19 protein-coding genes and 3 tRNA genes are annotated in these 20,447 nt (G+C 66.9%); 14 read left to right on the top strand and 8 right to left on the bottom strand.

The window, feature by feature from the left end; genetic code table 11:
• Positions 1-88: 88 nt before the first annotated feature.
• Positions 89-1,105 carry a magnesium and cobalt transport protein CorA gene (locus AC1DC5_RS08990; RefSeq protein ID WP_441406632.1) on the top strand — a complete coding sequence of 339 codons (1,017 nt, stop codon included), beginning with the start codon at positions 89-91 and terminating at the stop codon, positions 1,103-1,105.
• A gap of 82 nt (positions 1,106-1,187) precedes the next feature.
• Here AC1DC5_RS08990 and AC1DC5_RS08985 read toward each other — a convergent pair.
• Positions 1,188-1,263 (bottom strand) — tRNA-Arg (locus AC1DC5_RS08985).
• Positions 1,264-1,440: 177 nt separating this feature from the next.
• Between AC1DC5_RS08985 and ssb the strand changes: the two genes are divergently transcribed.
• Both ssb and ettA read left to right on the top strand, forming a co-directional pair.
• Positions 1,441-2,013, top strand: a complete 573-nt coding sequence (gene ssb, locus AC1DC5_RS08980; protein WP_441406631.1) for a single-stranded DNA-binding protein — start codon at positions 1,441-1,443, stop codon at positions 2,011-2,013.
• 114 nt (positions 2,014-2,127) lie between these two features.
• The gene (gene ettA, locus AC1DC5_RS08975; protein ID WP_441406630.1) at positions 2,128-3,810 is read left to right on the top strand and encodes an energy-dependent translational throttle protein EttA; all 1,683 of its coding nucleotides are present in this window, start codon (positions 2,128-2,130) and stop codon (positions 3,808-3,810) included.
• A gap of 89 nt (positions 3,811-3,899) precedes the next feature.
• Here ettA and AC1DC5_RS08970 read toward each other — a convergent pair whose 3' ends face one another.
• Positions 3,900-4,880 (bottom strand): acyl-CoA thioesterase, encoded by a 981-nt coding sequence (locus AC1DC5_RS08970; RefSeq protein ID WP_441406629.1) that lies wholly within the window; start codon positions 4,878-4,880, stop codon positions 3,900-3,902.
• Between the two features lie 63 nt (positions 4,881-4,943).
• Here AC1DC5_RS08970 and AC1DC5_RS08965 point away from each other — a divergent pair, with 63 nt between their 5' ends.
• Positions 4,944-5,615 (top strand): DUF8185 domain-containing protein, encoded by a 672-nt coding sequence (locus AC1DC5_RS08965; RefSeq protein WP_441406628.1) that lies wholly within the window; start codon positions 4,944-4,946, stop codon positions 5,613-5,615.
• Between the two features lie 20 nt (positions 5,616-5,635).
• Here the strand turns inward: AC1DC5_RS08965 and AC1DC5_RS08960 are convergent, their stop codons facing one another.
• From AC1DC5_RS08960 to AC1DC5_RS08950, 3 genes are all read right to left on the bottom strand, one after another.
• Positions 5,636-6,079, bottom strand: a complete 444-nt coding sequence (locus tag AC1DC5_RS08960) for a GNAT family N-acetyltransferase (RefSeq protein ID WP_441406627.1) — start codon at positions 6,077-6,079, stop codon at positions 5,636-5,638.
• A 148-nt stretch (positions 6,080-6,227) separates the two neighbouring features.
• On the bottom strand, positions 6,228-6,686 hold the full coding sequence (locus AC1DC5_RS08955; RefSeq protein WP_441406626.1) for a globin: 459 nt from the start codon (positions 6,684-6,686) through the stop codon (positions 6,228-6,230).
• A 4-nt stretch (positions 6,687-6,690) separates the two neighbouring features.
• Positions 6,691-7,356, bottom strand: a complete 666-nt coding sequence (locus AC1DC5_RS08950) for a mechanosensitive ion channel family protein (RefSeq protein WP_441406625.1) — start codon at positions 7,354-7,356, stop codon at positions 6,691-6,693.
• A gap of 136 nt (positions 7,357-7,492) precedes the next feature.
• On the opposite strand from AC1DC5_RS08950, the gene AC1DC5_RS08945 reads away from it, so the two are divergent.
• Positions 7,493-8,518, top strand: a complete 1,026-nt coding sequence (locus AC1DC5_RS08945; protein ID WP_441406624.1) for a Rossmann-fold NAD(P)-binding domain-containing protein — start codon at positions 7,493-7,495, stop codon at positions 8,516-8,518.
• Positions 8,519-8,537: 19 nt separating this feature from the next.
• Here AC1DC5_RS08945 and AC1DC5_RS08940 read toward each other — a convergent pair whose 3' ends face one another.
• Positions 8,538-9,023 (bottom strand): OsmC family protein, encoded by a 486-nt coding sequence (locus tag AC1DC5_RS08940; RefSeq protein WP_441406623.1) that lies wholly within the window; start codon positions 9,021-9,023, stop codon positions 8,538-8,540.
• Between the two features lie 75 nt (positions 9,024-9,098).
• A complete protein-coding gene (gene pepN, locus AC1DC5_RS08935) occupies positions 9,099-11,654 on the bottom strand; it encodes an aminopeptidase N (RefSeq protein WP_476864893.1) in 2,556 nt (851 codons plus the stop codon).
• Positions 11,655-11,812: 158 nt separating this feature from the next.
• Between pepN and AC1DC5_RS08930 the strand changes: the two genes are divergently transcribed.
• The 3 genes from AC1DC5_RS08930 to AC1DC5_RS08920 all read left to right on the top strand — a co-directional run bounded on the left by AC1DC5_RS08930 (position 11,813) and on the right by AC1DC5_RS08920 (position 14,367).
• The gene (locus AC1DC5_RS08930; protein ID WP_441406622.1) at positions 11,813-12,814 is read left to right on the top strand and encodes a hypothetical protein; all 1,002 of its coding nucleotides are present in this window, start codon (positions 11,813-11,815) and stop codon (positions 12,812-12,814) included.
• 120 nt (positions 12,815-12,934) lie between these two features.
• The gene (locus AC1DC5_RS08925) at positions 12,935-13,426 is read left to right on the top strand and encodes a ribose-5-phosphate isomerase (RefSeq protein ID WP_441406621.1); all 492 of its coding nucleotides are present in this window, start codon (positions 12,935-12,937) and stop codon (positions 13,424-13,426) included.
• On the top strand, positions 13,426-14,367 hold the full coding sequence (locus AC1DC5_RS08920) for an Fpg/Nei family DNA glycosylase (protein ID WP_476864892.1): 942 nt from the start codon (positions 13,426-13,428) through the stop codon (positions 14,365-14,367). Before AC1DC5_RS08925 ends, AC1DC5_RS08920 begins: the two co-directional genes overlap by 1 nt.
• 215 nt (positions 14,368-14,582) lie before the next feature.
• Here the strand turns inward: AC1DC5_RS08920 and AC1DC5_RS08915 are convergent.
• Positions 14,583-14,653, bottom strand: a tRNA-Gly gene (locus AC1DC5_RS08915).
• Between the two features lie 134 nt (positions 14,654-14,787).
• Between AC1DC5_RS08915 and AC1DC5_RS08910 the strand changes: the two genes are divergently transcribed.
• The 6 genes from AC1DC5_RS08910 to AC1DC5_RS08885 all read left to right on the top strand — a co-directional run bounded on the left by AC1DC5_RS08910 (position 14,788) and on the right by AC1DC5_RS08885 (position 20,073).
• Positions 14,788-14,862: transfer RNA gene (locus AC1DC5_RS08910), tRNA-Pro, on the top strand.
• Between the two features lie 67 nt (positions 14,863-14,929).
• The gene (gene tig / locus AC1DC5_RS08905) at positions 14,930-16,333 is read left to right on the top strand and encodes a trigger factor (RefSeq protein ID WP_476864891.1); all 1,404 of its coding nucleotides are present in this window, start codon (positions 14,930-14,932) and stop codon (positions 16,331-16,333) included.
• A 246-nt stretch (positions 16,334-16,579) separates the two neighbouring features.
• Complete coding sequence (locus AC1DC5_RS08900) at positions 16,580-17,209, top strand: ATP-dependent Clp protease proteolytic subunit (protein ID WP_476864998.1); 630 nt, start codon at positions 16,580-16,582, stop codon at positions 17,207-17,209.
• A 38-nt stretch (positions 17,210-17,247) separates the two neighbouring features.
• Positions 17,248-17,907 (top strand): ATP-dependent Clp protease proteolytic subunit, encoded by a 660-nt coding sequence (locus AC1DC5_RS08895; protein WP_441406673.1) that lies wholly within the window; start codon positions 17,248-17,250, stop codon positions 17,905-17,907.
• A gap of 149 nt (positions 17,908-18,056) precedes the next feature.
• Positions 18,057-19,337 carry an ATP-dependent Clp protease ATP-binding subunit ClpX gene (gene clpX / locus AC1DC5_RS08890; protein WP_476864890.1) on the top strand — a complete coding sequence of 427 codons (1,281 nt, stop codon included), beginning with the start codon at positions 18,057-18,059 and terminating at the stop codon, positions 19,335-19,337.
• A gap of 103 nt (positions 19,338-19,440) precedes the next feature.
• Entirely contained in the window at positions 19,441-20,073 is a 633-nt protein-coding gene (locus AC1DC5_RS08885) for a mycothiol-dependent nitroreductase Rv2466c family protein (RefSeq protein ID WP_476864889.1), read from the top strand.
• Positions 20,074-20,447 lie beyond the last annotated feature (374 nt).

Genomic DNA, 20,447 nt, shown 5'->3' with positions numbered 1-20,447 from the left:
TGGCCCACAGGAAGCCGGGGCTGTTGGCACGGGGCGGGCGACGGTATAGCGTCGCAGCCAGGGAATGCCTTGTGGAGGAGGCGCGGGCGTGAGCATTGTCGACAACGCCGTCTACGTGGACGGATACCGGACAGCGGACCCGGAGAGCCTGGACGAGACGTACTTCGTGTTGCGGCAGCGCCAGGGCATGGCCTGGATCGGGCTCTACCGGCCCGATGCCGAAGAGCTGCATTCCGTGGCCGAAGAATTCGATCTCAACCACCTGGCCGTGGACGATGCGCTCGCCGGGCACCAGCGGGCCAAGCTGGAACACTACGGCGAAACACTTTTCCTGGTCCTGCGCCCCGCCCGGTATCTGGACCATCTGGAAAAGGTTGAGTTCGGCGAGATCCATGTCTTCCGCGGGGCGGACTTCGTGGTTACGGTGCGCCGGGCCGAATCGCCGGATCTGGCCCGGGTGCGCCACCGGATGGAGTCCCAGCCCGCATTTCTTGCCCTCGGTCCGGACGCTGTGCTTTACGCGATCCTGGACCAGGTCGTGGATGAGTACGAGCCTGTTGTTGCCGGCCTGGAAAACGACGTCGACGAGATCGAGGACGACCTCTTCGCCGCGGACCCGGGCGTGTCCCGGCGGATCTACGAGCTCTCCCGCCAGGTCATCATGTTCCAGCGGGCGACGGCTCCGCTGATAACCATCCTGCAGTCGCTGATGGCCGAAACGCCGGACCATCAGCCCCTTCCCGAGCTGCAGGACCACTATCGGGACGTCCTGGACCATGTGCTGCGGCTGAGCGAACGCATCGCCGCCTTCCGCGCCCTGCTGCAGAATGCGCTCGCCGTGAATGCGGCGCTGGTGGCGCAGCGGCAGAACGACGAAATGCGGCTGCTGACGGAGTCGAGCTTCGCCCAGAACGAGCAGGTCAAGCGGATATCGTCGTGGGCGGCCATCCTGTTTGCGCCGACGCTGATAGGCACCATCTATGGGATGAATTTCCGCAGCATGCCTGAACTTGACTGGGTTTTCGGCTACCCGATGGCGCTTGGCCTGATGATCGGTATGGGCCTGGTGCTGTACTGGACGTTCAAGCGCAACAAGTGGATCTAGCGGCCGCCGCGATTGCAGGCACCTGGCCCGGGGGATCGCGGCCCTGACCTGCGGAATGTTCCGGCAGGCCAGAGCCGCACTCTGGTGCCCCAGGAGGGAATCGAACCCCCGACCGGCGGATTAGAAGGCCGCTGCTCTATCCCCTGAGCTACTGGGGCATGCCGGCGTACCAGCCCGGCAGCTGCCGGGGGACGCCTCAAAAAGCTTACCGTGCCCTGCGGCTGTCTGATGTCAGGGTTTTCCACATGGCGCGCCCGGGCCCTCGCGCAGGTCCGTCCGCGGCGCGAAGCTGAAGGGGCCTGCTAGGGCACGACATTTCGAGACAGGACATAAGCATGAGTGACAACATCACGGTCCGCGGCTTCGTCGCCACGGAGCCCAAGAGTTCGACGACGCCGGGCGGCGTGGCGACGGCGTCGTTCCGGCTGGGCTCAACCGACCGGCGCTACGACCGCGCCAAGGACGCCTGGGTGGACGGGAACACCAACTGGTTCACCGTCCAGGGCTACCGGCAATTGGCGGGAAACATCGGCTGCAGTATCAAGAAGGGCCAGCGGGTCATCGTTATGGGGCGGCTCAAAATGAGGAGCTGGGAAAATGACGGCCGGATCTACCACGTGGCCGAGATCGCCGCCGAGTCCGTCGGCCACGACCTCATGTGGGGGTCCGCCAACTTCATCCGCACCGCCACCAACGGCCCCCAGGACGCTGCCGGACAGCCCGGGTCGGCCCCGGCCTTCCCAGACAGCGGCCGTGAAAGCCAGGAGGATGACGAGTCGCAGGAAGGACACAGCGACGACAGCGCCGGCGACGGGGCCGGATCCCACACGGTTTTCATCAATGACGTCAGCGGCGAGGCGGAAGAACTCGACCAGGAGACGGGCGAACTGAAAGGGGCAGCCGCCTGACAGGGCACCCGCAGCCGGGGTGCGGCGGCTGAGGCCGCATCCTGTCCGCCGGCGGGTGGACATCAGGACCCCATGAATGTGAGTTATCCCGGCTGAACCACTAGATTTGTACCCATGGCGGAATTTATCTACACAATGACCAAGGCCCGCAAGGCCGTTGGCGAAAAACTTATCCTCGATGACGTAAGCATGTCCTTCTTCCCGGGGGCCAAGATCGGCGTCGTCGGACCGAATGGTGCAGGTAAGTCCACCATTCTCAAGATCATGGCCGGTCTGGACACGCCGTCGAACGGTGAAGCCCGGCTCAGCCCCGGCTACACCGTCGGTATCCTGCTGCAGGAGCCGCCGCTGAACGAGGACAAGACCGTCCTGGGCAACGTCCAAGAGGGCGTCGGCGAGATCTTCGGCAAGATCCAGCGCTTCAACGAGATCTCCGAAGAGATGGCCAGCCCCGACGCTGACTACGATGTCCTCCTTGAGGAAATGGGTCAGCTGCAGGAAGCGATCGACGCGGCCGATGCCTGGGACCTCGATTCCCAGCTTGAGCAGGCCATGGACGCCCTCCGCTGCCCGCCGCCCGAAGCCGACGTCACCTTGCTCTCCGGTGGTGAGCGCCGCCGCGTCGCCCTCTGCAAGCTCCTGCTCCAGAAGCCGGACCTGCTGCTCCTCGACGAGCCCACCAACCACCTCGACGCTGAGAGCGTGCTCTGGCTCGAGCAGCACCTCTCCGCATACCCCGGCGCCGTCCTCGCCGTCACCCACGACCGGTACTTCCTCGACCACGTGGCCGAGTGGATCGCCGAAGTGGACCGCGGCCACCTGTACCCGTACGAGGGCAACTACTCCACGTACCTCGAGAAGAAGCGCGCCCGTCTGGAAGTCCAGGGCAAGAAGGACGCCAAGCAGGCCAAACGGCTCACTGAGGAACTCGAGTGGGTCCGCTCCAACGCCAAGGGACGCCAGACCAAGTCCAAGGCCCGCCTGGCCCGCTATGAGGAGATGGCTGCCGAGGCCGACCGCACCCGCAAGCTGGACTTCGAAGAGATCCAGATTCCGCCGGGACCGCGCCTGGGCGGCCTCGTCCTGGAGGCGAAGAACCTGCAGAAGGGCTTCGAGGACCGCACCCTGATCGACGGGCTGTCCTTCACCCTGCCGCGCAACGGCATCGTCGGCGTCATCGGCCCCAACGGCGTCGGCAAAACCACCCTGTTCAAGACCATCGTCGGGCTCGAGCCCCTCGACGGCGGCGAGCTGAAGATCGGTGACTCCGTCAAGATCTCCTACGCGGACCAGAGCCGCGGCGGCATCGACCCGAACAAGACCCTGTGGGAGGTCGTCTCCGACGGCCTCGACTACATCCAGGTCGGCCACGTCGAAATGCCGTCCCGCGCCTACGTCGCCGCCTTCGGCTTCAAGGGCCCGGATCAGCAGAAGAAGGCCGGTGTTCTCTCCGGTGGTGAGCGCAACCGCCTGAACCTGGCACTGACCCTCAAGCAGGGCGGAAACCTGCTGCTCCTCGACGAGCCGACTAACGACCTCGACGTCGAGACGCTCAGCAGCCTCGAAAACGCCCTGCTCGAATTCCCGGGCTGCGCCGTCGTGGTCTCGCACGACCGCTGGTTCCTGGACCGGGTGGCCACCCACATCCTGGCCTACGAAGGCGACGAGGAGAACCCCTCCAAGTGGTACTGGTTCGAGGGCAACTTCGAATCCTACGAGGAGAACAAGATCGAGCGCCTGGGCCCGGATGCGGCCAAGCCGCACCGCGTGACCCACCGCCGCCTCACCCGCGACTAGTCCGCGAGGCACGAAGTGCAAAACGAAGGCCGGCTCCCGCAAGGGAGCCGGCCTTCCGCATGCCAGCGGCGTGCAGGTGGCGCCGCGGATTAGCCGCGGTCAGCCTTGCGCATCTGGTGCTGCAGGACCTTGGACTGGACGGCGCCCTTGACCTTGTTTTTGAGGTCCGTCGGAATCCGGATCATGCCCTCCTGCGCCACCGTGGCCACGTGGACGCCGTCTCGGCTGAAGATTTTGCCGGTGGCCAGGCCGCGGGCGCCCTGGGCGCTGGGGGACTCCTGCACGTAGAGCAGCCACTCGTCCACGCGGAGGGGACGGTGCCACCACATGGCGTGGTCCAGGCTGGCCACCGACATGCCCGGGGTAATCCAGCTCATCCCGTGCTTGCGGAGGATGGACTCCAAAATCGTGTAATCGCTCGCATAGGCCAGGGCCGCCCGGTGCAGCTCCGGATCATCCGGCATCGGCCCGAACGTCTTCATCCAGACCGCGTTGCGCGGTTCCTTGTCGCCCTTGGCCGAGACGTACAGGGCCGGGTCGACGTGCCGGATATCGAAAGGCCGCTCGTAAGCCCAGTGACGGGCCACCGGGTGGTCGTACTTGCCCAGAAGATCAGCCGTGCTGGGCAGCGACTCCGGCCCGGGAATGCCGGCCGGCATTTCGGTCTGGTGCTCGATCCCCTCGTCCTCGTCCTGGAAGGACGCGATCATGGACAGGATGGGCATGCCCTCCTGGTACGCGTGCACGCGCCGCGCCGAGAACGAGCGGCCGTCCCGGAGCCGCTGGACGCCGAAGGTGATGGGTTGGTTGGCGTCCCCCGGACGCAGGAAATAGCCGTGCATGGAGTGCACGCCGCGACCCTCAGGAACGGTCCGGCTCCCGGCGATCAGCGACTGCGCCAGCACCTGGCCGCCGAACACGCGGTGCCGGGGCTGCTGCTGCGACGGGCCCATAAAAATGTCCTCGTCCGTCCGGGCACCCTCGAGCTCCCCGAGGTTCAGCAATTGGAGGAGTGAGGAGGTGGGGTCCTGTGTCGGCGGCCCCTGCAATCCGGCTTCGGCTTCAGTCATGGTTCGACTCTAGACGTCACTCCGGCGCCGTCCCAAAGAGGCACAGCCGGTAGAGTCGAGATTGTGTCTGACGTCCTCACCCAGCCCCTCCAGTTCACCGATCCCCGCGACCTCGCCGATCTGCGCACTTTCGCCACCCGCGCCAAATCGATCGACGACGGCGCGATCCGCCTCCAGGCGTCCGGCCCCGTGCTCGCCGCCTACGTCTGCGTGTTGCGGCCGCGGCTGCTGGGGGAGTCGACGCCCACCATCCTCGGACTGCGGACCATGGCCCTGGCCCGGCCGGCGGACACGGATGTCACCGTGCCGATCTCTGCGGTGCTGGACCGGCTGGCACGTGCCGGGGAGAACGACGTCGAGCTGCCGCTGCCGCCGGTAACCGTCACCGAATCCTGGGCCGGCGTCGGGGCCCCGCGGGGCGGATGGGAAGCCGTCGGCACGCTGCAGGATTCCGCGCTGCGCCAGTCCGCCGAGGCCGGCATCACAGAGATCGCCGCCATCATTCCGGACAAACCCGGCGCGTTGATCGTCAACAACGCCCGCGCCACGGTCTGGGGGAGGGAGCTGCCGGGAGCCGCCGGGCTCCCGCTGGGGGCGGCCTTCGCGGCCCTCACCCTCGGCTTCCTGGCCGACGGCGAACAGCAGCTCTACCGGGCCGGACGCTGGTTCCGCCTCAGCGGTGACCGCGGGCACGTCCTGGCCCGCACTGGCTCGGGACTCGACCTTCCGCTGTAACGACGGTCTGTGGCACCACGTCAGAACCGGAGGACGCGAAGCTCGTCGGCCGCCTGGAAGCCCAGCCGGGCATAGAAGTTGCGTGAGGCCGGAGACGGCGAAAGCACCATCCGCGCGGCCTTGATGCTCTGCGAGAACTCAATCGCCGCCCGCACCAGCCGGGCTCCGATTCCGGCATTCCGGAAGTCCGGCAGCACATAGACGTTGCCGAGATAGACCCACCGGGAGGGGTGCTTCCCGGGCTTCGGCATCCGCTCGAAGATCATCAGGTTCAGCATCCCGACCAGTTCGCCGTCCACCTCGGCAACAAAGAACTTTCGAGGGTTGGCCTCCAACCAGCCGCTGTAGACGGCGTCGAAGTCCGGATCGTCGTCGAGGCCCGGTTGCTGCTCTGCTGCCCACGTCGCCCTGAGCGCGGCAAGGGCGGCCCGGTCATCTGTGGAGTCCTCGCGAATTATCGGCATGCGACATACCCTACGGCGTTCGCAGACTGCCTCGGCGGGATTCTAACTGCGGGGAACTTGCCGCCCAATACCCTGCCGGGTATTCTGAACGCAGAAAGACCCCGGAGGCATTCCCCCAAGTGCCTCCGGGGTCTTTCCATGTCGGCTGTCAGGCCGTGGACGGGCTGTTCACCATGGACAGCGCCGCACGCTCCATGTAGTCCCAGAGGGTCCCCTCATACAGGGGCGGGAGGTCCAGGGAATCCACCGCGGTACGCATGTGGAGCAGCCAGCGGTCCTTCGCTTCGGGGGTGACCTGGAACGGCATGTGGCGCATCCTCAGCCGGGGATGGCCGCGCTCCTCGCCGTACGTCGTCGGGCCGCCCCAGTACTGCTCGAGAAACATCAGGAAGCGCCGCTTCGCGGGGCCCAGGTCCTCCTCCGGGTACATCGGCCGCAGCAGCGGATCGGCCGCCACGCCGTCGTAGAACACGTCGATGAGCTTCACGAAGGTCTTGTGGCCGCCCACGGCGTCGTAGAAGTTGTCCGTGTAGCCGGGCTGGCTGAACGGGTCGTTCTGCAGGAGCTGCTTGGGCTGGCGGGGTTCGCCGGCGCTGGGAATTGTCATGCCTCTATTCTCCGGCCTTCTGCTGGGGGGCACTGTCCGCCCCGCCCTCCGGCGGTGTTACGGGCGGAATGTAGGTGCCCTGGGAGCGGTTGCCCACGCGCAGGATTTCGCCGTTGCGCAGGTACCAGATGGTGCCGTCCTCCGCCCGGACCCGGGTGATCCGCAGGTTCATGGCCTCCACCGTGCCCACCACCTCGGAGGTTTCGATGACGTCGCCGATGCCGTACTGGTCTTCGATGGTGATGAAGATGCCGGCCAGGAAGTCCCGGATCAGCTGCTGGGCGCCGAAGCCGATGGCGATACCGAGGATCCCGACGCTGGTCAGGATCGGCGCGACGTCCACGTTCAGGTTCTTGAGCACGTACACGCTGGTGAGGACGGAGATGAGGACGCCGACGACGCTCCGGAGCAGCGCTCCGATGGTGTGGGCCCGCTGGACCCGGCGCTCGTGCTCCAGCGCGCGGAGCGCGGGAGCGGCCCAGCGGAAGTACGGCTTCTTGAAGAAAGTGGATCCCGCGGCGATGCGCTTGGTAATGACGGAGATCACGAAGGAGGCCGCCAGCCACAGGGCGATGCCGACCCCCAGGCTGATGAGGACACCCGCCACGTTGATCTCCGACACGGCCGACATGTCGGGCGGGGTGATGGGTTCGGTGGTCATGCTGAACATCGGCGGGGGTACTCCTTGTAGCTGTGTTTCTGTTGCCGGCCGGTAGCGCCGGGCTGTGCGTCCTGAGGGGCGGCCGGCGTTCGCCGGGCGCATAACGCTCTGGTCTCATTCAACATTAGCGCCGTACCGTGGCCCCATGCGCATCCTGGTTCTCGGCGGCACCGCCTTCCTCTCCGCAGAAATTGCCCGGCAGGCCGTGGCCGGCGGGCACGACGTCACCTGCCTGGCGCGCGGAACGGTTTCCGCCCCGCCCGACGGCGCCACCTGGCTGCGGGCGGACCGTTCGCAGGGCGCGGCCGCCTACGCAGCCGCCTCGGAGGGCGCTGCCTCCGGCGGCGCGTGGGACGCCGTCGTCGACGTGTCGCGGGACCCCGGCCAGGCGCGGGAGGCGCTCGAGGCGCTTGCCGGCTCTGCCCGGCACTGGACCTTCGTCTCCAGCTGCTCCGTCTACGCAGACCATTCCGTGGCCGGGGCGGCCGAAGACGCCGGCGTCCTGGCGCCGCTCGCGCCCGGCACGGAGCTCAGCGCCGGGAACTACGGCGAAGCGAAGTCCGCGATCGAGCACTGGACCGCGGAGCTCGCCGGGGACAGGGCCCACCTCTGCCGGGCCGGGCTCATCGGCGGCCCGGGCGACGGTTCGGACCGCTACGGGTACTGGCCGGCGCGCTTCGCCCGGGACGCCGATCCGGTCCTGGTCCCGGACATCCCCACGGACGCCACCCAGATCATCGACGTCCGCGACCTCGCTGCCTGGATCCTCACCGCGGCCGAAGACGGAATCACCGGGGCGCTGAACGCCGTCGGCGAGCCGGTGCCGTTTGCCGCCTACCTCGAGGAATCCCGGCAGCTCGCCGAGGGCGAAGCGGACGTCGTCGTCGCACCGGAGGACTGGCTGGCGGCACACGGTGCGAACTACTGGGCCGGTCCGGACTCGATGCCGTTGTGGCTGCCGCCGGGCCACGACGGTTTCGCGACCCGCAGCAATGCCGCGGCCCGTGCCGCCGGTCTGCGCACGCGGCCCTGGATGGACACGCTGCGGGACACCCTCTCGGATGAGCGCAGCCGCGGGCTCGGCCGCGAACGCAAGGCCGGGATGAGCCCGGAGACGGAAGTCCGGATCCTGGCCGAGTACAGGGCAGGGGCCCCAGCCGGACTCGACTGACCGGGCCTGCGGAACGTGCTCAGCCCGCTGGGCTCTCGACCACAGTGCTCGGCTCGTGCAGCACCGGGAAGTTGACGCTCCGGGCGATGAAGCAGACCGCGTTCGCCCCGGCGTGCAGTTCCTCCATGAGTTCCTCCGCCGCCGGAGCCGCCAGGGTCACCCGGGGCTTGAGCGTCACCGATTCAAACTGCCCGCTGCCGTCCCGGTTGGTCCGCATCAGTCCCTCGGCCCGGTCCTCGTACGCCGTCACCACGACGCCCTGCTTCACGGCGACGTGCAGGAAGGACAGCATGTGGCACTGGGACAGTGCCGCCAGCAGCAGCTGTTCCGGGTTGTAGCGGGTCCGGTCGCCGTGGAAGGTCGGGTCCGCCGAGCCCTGCAGCACGGGCAGCCCGGGGATCTCGATGTCGTGGTCCCGGGAATAGCCGCGGTACGACGCCGTCCCCTCGCCAAGGTTCCCGGTCCAGCGGACTGTCAGCGCATAGCGGTGCTCATCGAGGCTCATGGGTCCAGCCTAGAACGAAGGAACCCCGGCGCCACACAGGGGCGCCGGGGTTCCTTGGGTTCCGGAGGCAGATGCCTACCCGGCGTCGGCCTGGCGGGCGCGCAGGGCGCGGGCCACGCCGTCGCGGTTCTCCAGCATCATCCGCCGCAGGGCCGCGCTGTCCTCCGGCAGGGCGGCCAGGAATTCATCGGTCCGGTCGACGGTCGCCTGCGTGGTCAGCTGCGCAGGGTAGAGCCCGACGACGATCTGCTGCGCCAGCGCGTGGGTGCGTTCCTTGACGATGCCCGGGACGGCGTCGAAGTACTTCTCGGCGTACGGCTCCAGCAGGGACGTGTCCAGCACCCGGGTGAAGCCGGTGACGGCCGAGCCCTGGAGCGCGTTGGACAGATCGCCCTTGACCACAATCGAGGCCCAGGCGGCGGCTTTGGCCTCCGGCGTCGGAATCGCGGCCGTCGCGAGGGCCGCAGCGTTCTGGCCGGTGGCGGTGTTGTCGTGCTCGAGCTCGGCGTCGATCTGCTCCTGCCCGGCGCGGCCGCCGGCCACGAGGGAGGTGATCAGCTCCCACCGCAGGTCCTGGTCCACGGCCAGGCCCTCCAGCGTCAGGCCGCCCTCCAGCAAGCCGGACACGGTGTCCAGCTGGGACGCGCTGCGTGCCAGCAGGGCGTAGGACTTGACGAACTGCAGCTGCGCGTCGGAGCCGGCCGGGACGCTCGACGCGAGGTCCCAGAGCCGGTCCGCGGCGGCGACCGCCGTGGCTTCCTTGTGTTCCGCGGCCACATAAAAATTCAGTGTGGTGGCCAGCTGGCGCAGCTGGACCAGGATCACGGAGGAATCGGATTCCTCGGCGATGTTGGCCAGGATCAGTTCCACGTAGCCGCGGGCAGGGGTTTCGCCGTCGCGGGCCGCATCCCAGGCCGAGCCCCACACCAGGGTGCGGGGAAGGCTCTGGCCGAAGTCCTTCAGATGCGCCGTGGCGGTGGCCAGGGAAGCCGGGTCAAGACGGACCTTGGCGTAGGCGAGGTCGTCGTCGTTCAGCAGGATCAGGTCCGGCTGCGCCAGTCCGGCCAGGGCCGGCACGTCGGTGCGCCCGCCGTCGACGTCGAGCTCCTCGCGGTGGACGCGCTCCAGCTTCCCGGAGCCGTTGAGGTTGTAGAACCCGACGGCGAGCCGGTGCGGGCGGAGGGTGGGCTGGCCCTCGGTGGCGGACTGCAGGATCGCGAAGGAGGTGATTTTGCCGTCCGGGCCCACGGACAGCTCGGGCTTGAGCGTGTTGACGCCGGCGGTCTCCAGCCAGAGCCGGCCCCACTCGTCCAGGTCGCGGCCGCTGGCCTTTTCGAGTTCGGCCATCAGGTCGCTGAGCTCGGTGTTCTGCCAGGCGTGCTTGCGGAAGTACTCGCGGACACCGGACATGAACTCCTCAGGACCCACCCAGGCGACGAGCTGTCGGAGCACTGAGGCGCCCTTGGCGTACGTGATGCCGTCGAAGTTCACCTCGACGTCCTCGAGGTCGTTGATCTCGGCGAAGATCGGGTGCGTGGTGGGGAGCTGGTCCTGGCGGTAGGCCCAGGACTTCTCCACCGAGGCGAAGGTGGTCCAGGCGTGGTCGAATGCGGTGTTTTCCACGGCGGCCAGGTGGGACATGTACTCGGCGAAGGACTCGTTGAGCCAGAGGTCGTTCCACCAGCGCATCGTCACGAGGTCCCCGAACCACATGTGCGCGAGCTCGTGCAGCACGGTGATGGCGCGGCGCTCCACCTGGGCGTCGGTGACCTTGCTGCGGAAGACGTAGCCTTCCAGGATGGTCACGGCCCCGGCGTTTTCCATGGCCCCGGCGTTGAACTCGGGGACGAAGAGCTGGTCGTACTTCTCGAACGGGTACGGGCAGCCGAACTGGGCCTCGAAGAACTCGAAGCCCTGGCGGGTGAGTTCGAAGATGTTGTCCGCGTCCAGGTACTGCATGAGCGATTTGCGGGCGAAGACTCCCAGCGGGGTGACCTTCCCGTCGGCGGAGACCACTTCGCTGCGGACGGACTGGTACGGCCCGGCGATCAGGGCCGTGACGTAGGACGAGAGCCGCGGTGTGGGAGTGAATTCCCAGACGGAGCGGGCGCCGCCGTCGGCGCCGGGGATGGTCTCGACCCGCACCGGGGTGGGGGAGTTGGAGATGACTTCCCAGTGCGAGGGCGCGATGACCGTGAACGTGAAGCTGGCCTTGAGGTCGGGCTGTTCGAACACGGCGAACATCCGCCGGGAATCCGGAACCTCGAACTGCGTGTAGAGGTAGACCTCCTGGTCCACCGGGTCCACGAAGCGGTGGAGCCCTTCGCCCGTGTTCATGTACGGGGCCTCGGCGACGACCAGCAGCTCGTTGTCCGCTGCGAGGTCCGGCAGCTGGATGCGGACGCCGTCGGACACCTCCGCCGGGTCAAGTTCGACGCCGTTCAGGGTCACGCTCTGCACGGCGTCGGTGACGGCGTCGATGAAGGTCGAGGACCCCGGCGTGGCCGTGAACTTCACGGCGGTGGTGGTGCCGAACACTTTTTCCCCGCGGGTCAGGTCGAGTTCGACCTCGTAGGAGTCGACGGCGATCAGGTCGGCGCGCTCGCGTGCTTCGGCGCGCGTCAGGTTCATTCCGGGCAAAGGGGGGCCTCCAAGGATGCTTAGGGGTGGGAACTCGATACTGTGAAATTATTCTTTCACTTCTGCGGCGCTTGGCAAGTTGCCTGGGTCACACCAAGTTACCGGACGCCGGGCCGCCCGGTGCAGGATCCCAGAGTAGCGTTGGGGATATGGGAAAGCTTCGAGACTCCGTCGACGCGAGGGCGCTGCGCTTCGCCGTGGGGTTCCCCCTGATGCTTGCAGCCGGGTTTACGGTGTGCGCTTTCCTGATCCGGCCCGATCTGCCCGAGCCGCTGGCGGTCCGCTGGGCCGGGGGAGCCGCCGTCGACTTTGCGCCGTTCGGGGCTGTCGTGGGGGTCGGTGCGGCCATGATCGTGCTGATCGGCTGGGCCGTGCTGGTGCAGGCGGTCCCGCTCTCCCGGCCGGCCATCATGCGCCGGATCATGATGGGGACCGGACTGTTCGTGACCCTCTTCATCGCCACCGTCCTCGCCGCGGTGCTGGTTGGCCAGCTCGGACTGGAAGACCCCGGCCAGTCGCAGGTGGACGTCGCCGTGCTCGCCATGGGCAGCGGCGCCGCCCTGGGCCTGGGCGTCGTCATGGGCTTCGTCTTCAAAGCCGACGAGCGCTGGTCCACGGACGACGACCGTGCCATGGCGGAAGCCCTGGCCCGTGAACTCGATCCCGACCTGGCCCGCGATTCCGTGAGCCTGTGGGTCCACGCCCGCAGTTCGGTCTTCGTGATGCTGGGGATCGCCACCCTGCTTCCCGCCGCCCTCCTCACGATCGCGGTGCCCTGGCTGGGCGCCCTCCTGGTCGCCCTGGCCCTGCTGGCCGCCGCCTGCCTGTTCGCCCGCATCCGGGTGGACCGCAGCGGCCTGCGGGTCTTCGCCGCGGGGTTCGTCCGGGTCATGGACGTGCCGGCCGCTGCGATCTCGGCGGCGACGCCGAAAGAGGTCAGGGCTGCGGACTACGGCGGCTGGGGCTACCGGAGCCACGGCTCGGCGACCGCCCTGCTGGTCAGCAGCGGGCCCGCCGTCGTCGTCGACCGCTCGGACGGGCGGACCCTGACCGTCAGCGGCGGCAGTGCCACGACCGCGGACAACGTCGCGCAGGTGATCTCGCGGGTGGCCGCCCGGGCGCGCCGGACCGGCGACGCCGCCGACGTGTGAAGCCCGGGACGCCGGCCGAACAAGCCTCCCGGCCCGTGCCCTAGTAGGCTGGGAACAGCCCCCACCCTGCACCAGCAGCCCACGTGACCGCACCGGACTGCCCGACTGAACGGATACGCCGTGACCCCCTCCGACTTCCCGCGCGTGCACATCGCCACCGACCACGCCGGCATGGAACTCAGCGCCCACCTCGTCAGCCACCTCACCGCAAAGGGCTACGACGTGGTCGACCACGGACCCCAGGCCTACGACGCCCTGGATGACTACCCGTCCTTCTGCATCAACGCCGCCCTCGCGGTGGTGGCGGACCAGGAAGCCGGCACCAACGCCCTCGGGATCGTGCTGGGCGGCTCCGGCAACGGCGAGCAGATCGCCGCCAACAAGGTCAAGGGCGCCCGCGCCGCGCTGGCCTGGAACCTGTCCACCGCCAAGCTCGCGCGTGAGCACAACGACGCCAACGTGGTCGCCGTCGGCGGCCGCCAGCACAGCGTTGCCGAGGCCACCGAAATCATCGAAGCGTTCCTGGCCGAACCCTTCAGCAACGACGAACGCCATGTCCGCCGGATCGGCAAGATCGCCGCCTACGAACGCACCGGCGAGGTCATCGAGTAGTGCCGGAAGGGCATTCCGTCCACCGGCTGGCCCGCCAGTTCGGGGACGTTTTCATGGGGGAGCGGCTCGCCGTCTCCAGCCCGCAGGGCCGGTTCACCCAGGGCGCGGCGCTGCTGGACGGCCACACCCTCGTCGGCTCCGTGGCGCACGGTAAACACCTCTTCCTGGAGTTCGAGCACGGGCTGTTCCTGCACGTCCACCTCGGCCTCTACGGCGCCTGGGACTTCGGTGGCGACGACGGCTTCCGTGGCGCGTCCAGCATCGGAGCGCCCCGCAAGGTGGGGGAGCGGGAAGAGTACGACGCCGTCGGTGGGGATGCTGCCGGGCCGGCCGGGGCGTACGCGGGCCCGCCCGCACCGGTCGGGGCCGTCCGCGTCCGGCTCGCAGGCGCCCACGGCTGGGCCGATCTCCGCGGCGCGACCACGTGCGAAACGATCACGGACGCGGAGGCCGGGGCCGTGCTGGCGCGGCTCGGCCCGGACCCGCTGCGGAACCTTCCCGGCGACCGGGACTCCTTCACCGCCGCGGTCCTGGCCAAACGCACGCCGCTCGCCGCCCTGCTGATGGACCAGAAGGTGATTGCCGGCGTCGGGAATGTCTACCGCGCCGAACTGCTGTTCCGGCAGGGCCTGGACCCGTGGCTGCCCGGGAAGGGACTCTCCACGGAGGCGGCCCGGCGGCTCTGGGACGACACGGTCGCCATGATGTCCGACGGCGTCCGCGACGGCCGGATCATCACCACACCGCCAAGCTACTGGACCGCGTCCGACGGCGGCGTGCCCGCGGCCGGCGGACCCCGCGGCCTCCTGCCCGCCCCGGAGCAGTCCCACTTCGTCTACCGGCGGCAGGGACTGGACTGCCGCGACTGCGGCACGCCGGTGGCCCTGACGGATCTCGGCGCCCGGAAGCTCTACTGGTGCCCGTCCTGTCAGCATGGCTGACGCAGGAGGGCATGTGCCGGCGTCCCTCCGGGGCGCCTTTGGCCGCGGTTCCCGGCTTTGGCCCGGCTATCAGCGGCGTGTCCGTGTCAAAGTGGCCCCGGTCCGCGTCCAGGCCGAAGAAGCCTGGGCAGGCGCCGCGGTCCCGGTGCCGGCCGCTGGACCCGGACACAAAAAAAAGCCCCTCCGCGGAGGGGCTTTTTTTCGTCATATTTCGGAGGGGACGACGGGAATCGAACCCGCGTAATCAGTTTGGAAGACTGAGGCTTTACCATTAAGCTACGTCCCCGGGGTATTCGCAGGAACTTTCCTGCAAAACTTCCGGGCGGCTGTTGAAGCCGGATACAACTAAACCCAATTCAGGGCCCCGCTGTCAAATGTGCAAACCGGCACAATATGACCGTAGACTGTTCTGTGCACTTACGGGGTGTAGCTCAGCTTGGCTAGAGCACCTGCTTTGGGAGCAGGAAGTCGCAGGTTCAAATCCTGTCACCCCGACTCTGCGAGTACCGCCAGGCTTTGGCGGTGCAGAACCCCACCCCCTAAAACCAGGAGTACTTAGACTGTGAAGAGCGCTGTCGAGAACCTCACCCCCACGCGGGTCAAGCTCAATGTTGAGGTCCCCTTTGAGGAATTGAAGCCCAGCATCGCAGAGGCATACAAGACTGTTGCTTCGCAGATCCAGGTCCCCGGCTTCCGCAAGGGCAAGGTCCCCTCCAAGCTCATCGACCAGCGCGTTGGCCGCGGCTACGTGCTGGAGACGGCCATCAACGACGGCCTCAACGGCTGGTACCAGGCTGCCGTGCAGGAAACCGGCATCCGCCCGCTGAGCCGTCCCGAGGTCGAAATCACCGAGGTTCCGGACCCCTCCGCCACTGACGGTGAACTCAAGTTCCACGCCGAGGTTGACGTCCGCCCCGAGATCGAACTGCCTGACTACGCCGGCATCAAGGTCGAGGTCGCAGCCGCCGAGTCCACCGACGCCGACGTCGACAAGGCCCTGGACGAACTGCGCGGCCGCTTCGGCACGCTGAAGTCCATCGACCGCCCGGCAGCCGACAAGGACTTCCTGACGATCGACATCACCGCCTCCATCGACGGCGCCGAGGTTGATTCCGCTGCCGGCCTGTCCTACCAGGTCGGCGCCGGCACCATGCTCGAAGGCCTTGACGAAGCCGTCACCGGCCTCAGCGCCGACGAGGACGCCATCTTCGACACCACCCTCGTGGGCGGCGAGCACGCCGGCGAGTCCGCACAGGTCAAGGTTGTGGTCAAGTCCGTCAAGGAGCGCGAGCTTCCCGAGGCTGACGACGACTTCGCCCAGCTGGCCTCCGAATTCGACACGCTGGCCGAGCTGCGCGAGGACCTCGCCAAGCAGGCCGCAGAGTCCAAGGTCGTCGAGCAGGGCGTCGAAGCCCGCGACAAGGTGCTCGACAAGCTCGTTGAGCTCGTAGAGGTTCCCGTCCCGGAATCCGTCGTCGAAGAGCAGCTCGAGCAGCACTTCAACGCCGAGAACGCCCACGGCGAAGGCGAGCACGACACCGAGGAGCACCGCGCCGAGGTCAAGGCCAACACCGAGCGCGCCTTCCAGAACGAGATCATCCTCGACGCCATCGCGGAAAAGGAAGAAGTCAACGTCAGCCAGAACGAGCTGATCGACTACATCGTCACCACCGCCGGCCAGTACGGCATGGACCCGAACCAGTTCGCCCAGATCATCGATCAGAGCGGCCAGGTCCCCATGATGGTTTCCGAGGTCCGCCGCCGCAAGGCACTGGCCGTCGTCCTGGGCCAGGCCGAGGTCACCGACTCCGAGGGCAACAAGGTTGACCTCAGCGACTTCGTCCGCCCCGGCGGCGAAGAGGCGCCGGTTGAGGCAGTAGCCGGGACCGAAGACGACGTCGAGGAAGCCGCTTCCGAGGAAGCTGCCACCGCCAAGAATGATGACCCGGCAGCAGTGAAGTTCTAACACTTCCTGCTCCTGCAGTTCCCGCCCGCACCCCCGGATCCATGATCCGGGGGTGCGGCTTTTTAAGCCCACGATGAACCCTCCCGGGCAATCGTGCGCCGTCAGCGAACAGCCCCGCGCCTGAGCACAAAGCGGGCCGGAAAACCGTTAGTGTCCATGTAGGAAAGTTCAGTGATGTCGTCCAGTGGCGTCACCGTCGCCAGCGAGAGGTAAGTACACATGTCACAGCAAGCAGGGGCACCCCGGATGGCTACTGTCGATCCGGCCGCCCAGGATAACTACATTTACAACCGCCTGCTGAAAGAGCGCATCATCTGGCTCGGCTCCGAGGTCCGCGACGAGAACGCCAACGCGATCTGCTCGCAGCTGCTGCTCCTCTCGGCCGAGAACCCCGAGAAGGATATCTACCTCTACATCAACTCGCCGGGCGGCTCCGTCACCGCCGGCATGGCCATCTACGACACCATGCAGTTCATCCCGAACGACGTCGTCACCGTCGCCACCGGCCTTGCCGCCTCGATGGGACAGTTCCTGCTCTCCTCCGGCACCAAGGGCAAGCGCTACGCCACCCCCAACGCCCGCATCCTGATGCACCAGCCCTCCGGCGGCATCGGCGGCACGGCCTCGGACATCAAGATCCAGGCCGAGCTCATCCTGCACATGAAGAAGGTCATGGCCGAACTCACTGCCGACCAGACCGGCCAGTCGGTTGAGACCATCCTCAAGGACAACGACCGCGACAAGTGGTTCACGGCCAAGGAAGCCCTCGAATACGGCTTCTTCGACAAGATCGCGGCGCACGCCGGGTCCGTGGCCGGCGGCGGCGGAACGAACGCCAACGGCAGCGGCTCCACCGACGCAGCCACCGAGAACTGACCGGCACGTAGACAGCAATGAATTCAGGAGCAATGAACATGAACTACAACTTCGGTTCGACTGCCGGTAACCTGCCGAGCAGCCGCTACGTGCTGCCGCAGTTCGAAGAGCGGACGCCTTACGGCTTCAAGCGCCAGGACCCGTACACCAAGCTGTTCGAGGACCGCATCATCTTCCTGGGTGTCCAGGTCGACGACGCTTCCGCCGACGACGTGATGGCGCAGCTGCTGGTGCTCGAGTCCACCGACCCGGACCGCGACATTACGCTCTACATCAATTCCCCGGGCGGCTCCTTCACTGCCATGACGGCGATCTACGACACCATGACGTACATCCGCCCGGAGATCCAGACCGTCTGCCTCGGCCAGGCCGCCAGCGCCGCAGCCGTGCTGCTCGCGGCCGGCACGCCCGGAAAGCGTCTTGCCCTACCGAACGCCCGCGTGCTCATCCACCAGCCGTCGCTGTCAGGCGGCCAGGGCGGGCAGGCCTCGGACCTGGAAATCCAGGCCGCCGAGGTCATGCGGATGCGCTCCTGGCTCGAAGACACGCTGGCCAAGCACTCCGGCCGGACGCCGGAGCAGGTCAACAACGACATCGAGCGCGACAAGATCCTCACCGCAGCCGAGGCCATGCAGTACGGCCTGATCGACCAGGTGCTGGATTCCCGCAAGATGAAGCCCCAGGCCATTGCCAAGTAGCGCAACAAGTAAGTAACAAGCAGTTTCCGACGCCGGTGCGGCCCACTTTAAGTGGCCGCCCCGGTGTCGGCATTCCACCCAACCGGCCTAAAGTGACCTAGAGTGGAACATGTCACAGGCGGCAGCAAGATACTAAAAGGGGTTCACATATGGCTCGGATTGGCGAGAGCACGGATCTGCTGAAGTGTTCTTTCTGCGGAAAGAGCCAGAAGCAGGTTCGGAAGCTTATTGCCGGGCCCGGCGTCTACATCTGCGACGAGTGCATTGAACTCTGCAACGAGATCATTGAAGAAGAACTCGCTGAAGTAGCTGACCTGGGAAGTTTCGAGCTGCCCAAGCCCCGCGAGATCTTCGACTTCCTGCAGGAATATGTGATCGGCCAGGAGCCCGCCAAACGCTCGCTCGCCGTCGCCGTCTACAACCACTACAAGCGCATCCAGGCCGGCCACGCCCCCAAGAGCGGCAGCCTCGCCGAGGGCGTCCACCACGACGACGTGGAGATCGCCAAGTCCAACATCCTGCTGATCGGCCCCACCGGCTGCGGCAAGACGTACCTCGCGCAGACCCTGGCGCGGCGCCTCAACGTACCCTTCGCCGTCGCCGATGCCACCGCGCTGACCGAAGCAGGCTACGTCGGTGAGGACGTCGAGAACATCCTCCTCAAGCTCATCCAGGCCGCCGACTACGACGTCAAGAAGGCTGAACAGGGCATCATCTACATCGACGAGATCGACAAGATCTCGCGAAAGAGCGAAAACCCCTCCATCACCCGGGACGTCTCGGGCGAGGGTGTGCAGCAGGCCCTGCTGAAGATCCTCGAAGGCACGGTCGCCTCCGTTCCGCCGCAGGGCGGCCGCAAGCACCCGCACCAGGAATTCATCCAGATCGACACCACCAACGTGCTGTTCATCGTGGCCGGCGCCTTCGCCGGGCTCGAGGAGATCATCGGCTCGCGGTCCGGACGCAAGGGCATCGGCTTCGGCGCCCCGCTCAACGAGGTCAAAAACAACACCGACTCCTACGGTGAGGTCATGCCCGAGGACCTGCTGAAGTTCGGGCTCATCCCCGAGTTCATCGGCCGCCTCCCGGTGATCACCACGGTGTCCAATCTGGACCGGGCCGCGCTCATCCAGATCCTGTCCACCCCCAAGAACGCCCTCGTGAAGCAGTACCAGAAGATGTTCCAGCTTGACGGCGTCGAGCTGGTCTTCGATGACGAGGCGCTGAACACGATCGCCGACCAGGCACTCGAGCGCGGCACCGGCGCCCGCGGGCTCCGCGCCATCATGGAGGAAGTCCTGCTTCCTGTGATGTTCGACCTGCCCAGCCGCGACGACATCGCCACGGTGGTCATCACAGAAGGCGTCGTCTCCAGCAAGGCAGCGCCGACGATGATCGCCCACGACGTCAAGCGCCGCAAATCCGCCTGATCCGGAATAAATGTTCTGCGCCTGCCGCTGTTAACTTTGATGCGCCCGGTCACTGAGCCGGTGGCGCACCTTTCCCCAGCAGACTTCCCTTAGGAGATCACCTGTGCCTGAAACCCTGACCACCCCAGCCGAGACCAACAAAGCCGACTTCTGGTTCGACCCGATGTGCCCCTTTGCCTGGGTGACCTCCCGCTGGATCGGCGAGGTGGAAGAAGTCCGCGACATCAAGACCGAGTGGCACGTGATGAGCCTCGCCGTGCTCAATGAGGGCCGCGACGAGCTCCCCGAGCAGTACCGGGAGTTCATGAAGAAGGCGTGGGCTCCCGTCCGCGTCATCACTGCTGCCGCTGAACAGCACGGTGCCCAGTACATCAAGCCGCTCTATGACGCCATGGGCACCAAGATCCACAACGAAGGCAACAAGGACATCGACGAGGTCATCGCCAAGTCGCTGGCCGAGGCAGGACTGCCGGCCGAGCTCGCGGCTGCCGGCCAGAGCGACGAATTCGACGCGCAGCTCCGGACAAGCCACGAGGCGGGCATCTCCCTGGTCGGACAGGACGTGGGCACGCCCGTCGTCGCCTTCAACGGCACGGCCTTCTTCGGCCCGGTCCTGACCCGCATCCCGCGCGGCGAGGAAGCCGGCCGGATCTGGGACGCCACAGTGACCCTGGCGTCGTTCCCGTACTTCTTCGAAATCAAGCGCAGCCGGACCGAAAGCCCGGTCTTCGACTAGGCCCGTAGACGCCGCGCCGGGCACCTGCCCGGACCGCCAAGAGCCCCGGAAGAATTACTGTGATGTAGTTCTTTCGGGGCTCTTGTGCATCGGGAACGGCGGGACAACAATGGAACTTACCCACTTCGAAAGAAGAGGGACGCAGGAACCAAAGATTCAGTGACACTCATCCGACGCAGCCTTCGGCAAAGTCAGATGATGGCTACCAGTGACGAGGTAGGAAGACCTGGAAATCCAAGGATCCCGCCAGATTGTCTAAGACGTCACGTGACAATCGAAAAGTCGAAGCCCCACCAACGGCAAAACGCTGATGGGGCTTCCCCTTTGCCCAAAACCTGGTCGGGCCCAAAACCTGGTCGGGCCCAAAAACTGGT

The sequence above is a fragment of the Arthrobacter sp. 10L424 genome (assembly GCF_056395325.1).
Note: the sequence above shows the minus strand (reverse complement) of the source record. Positions and strands in the feature narration are given on the sequence as shown.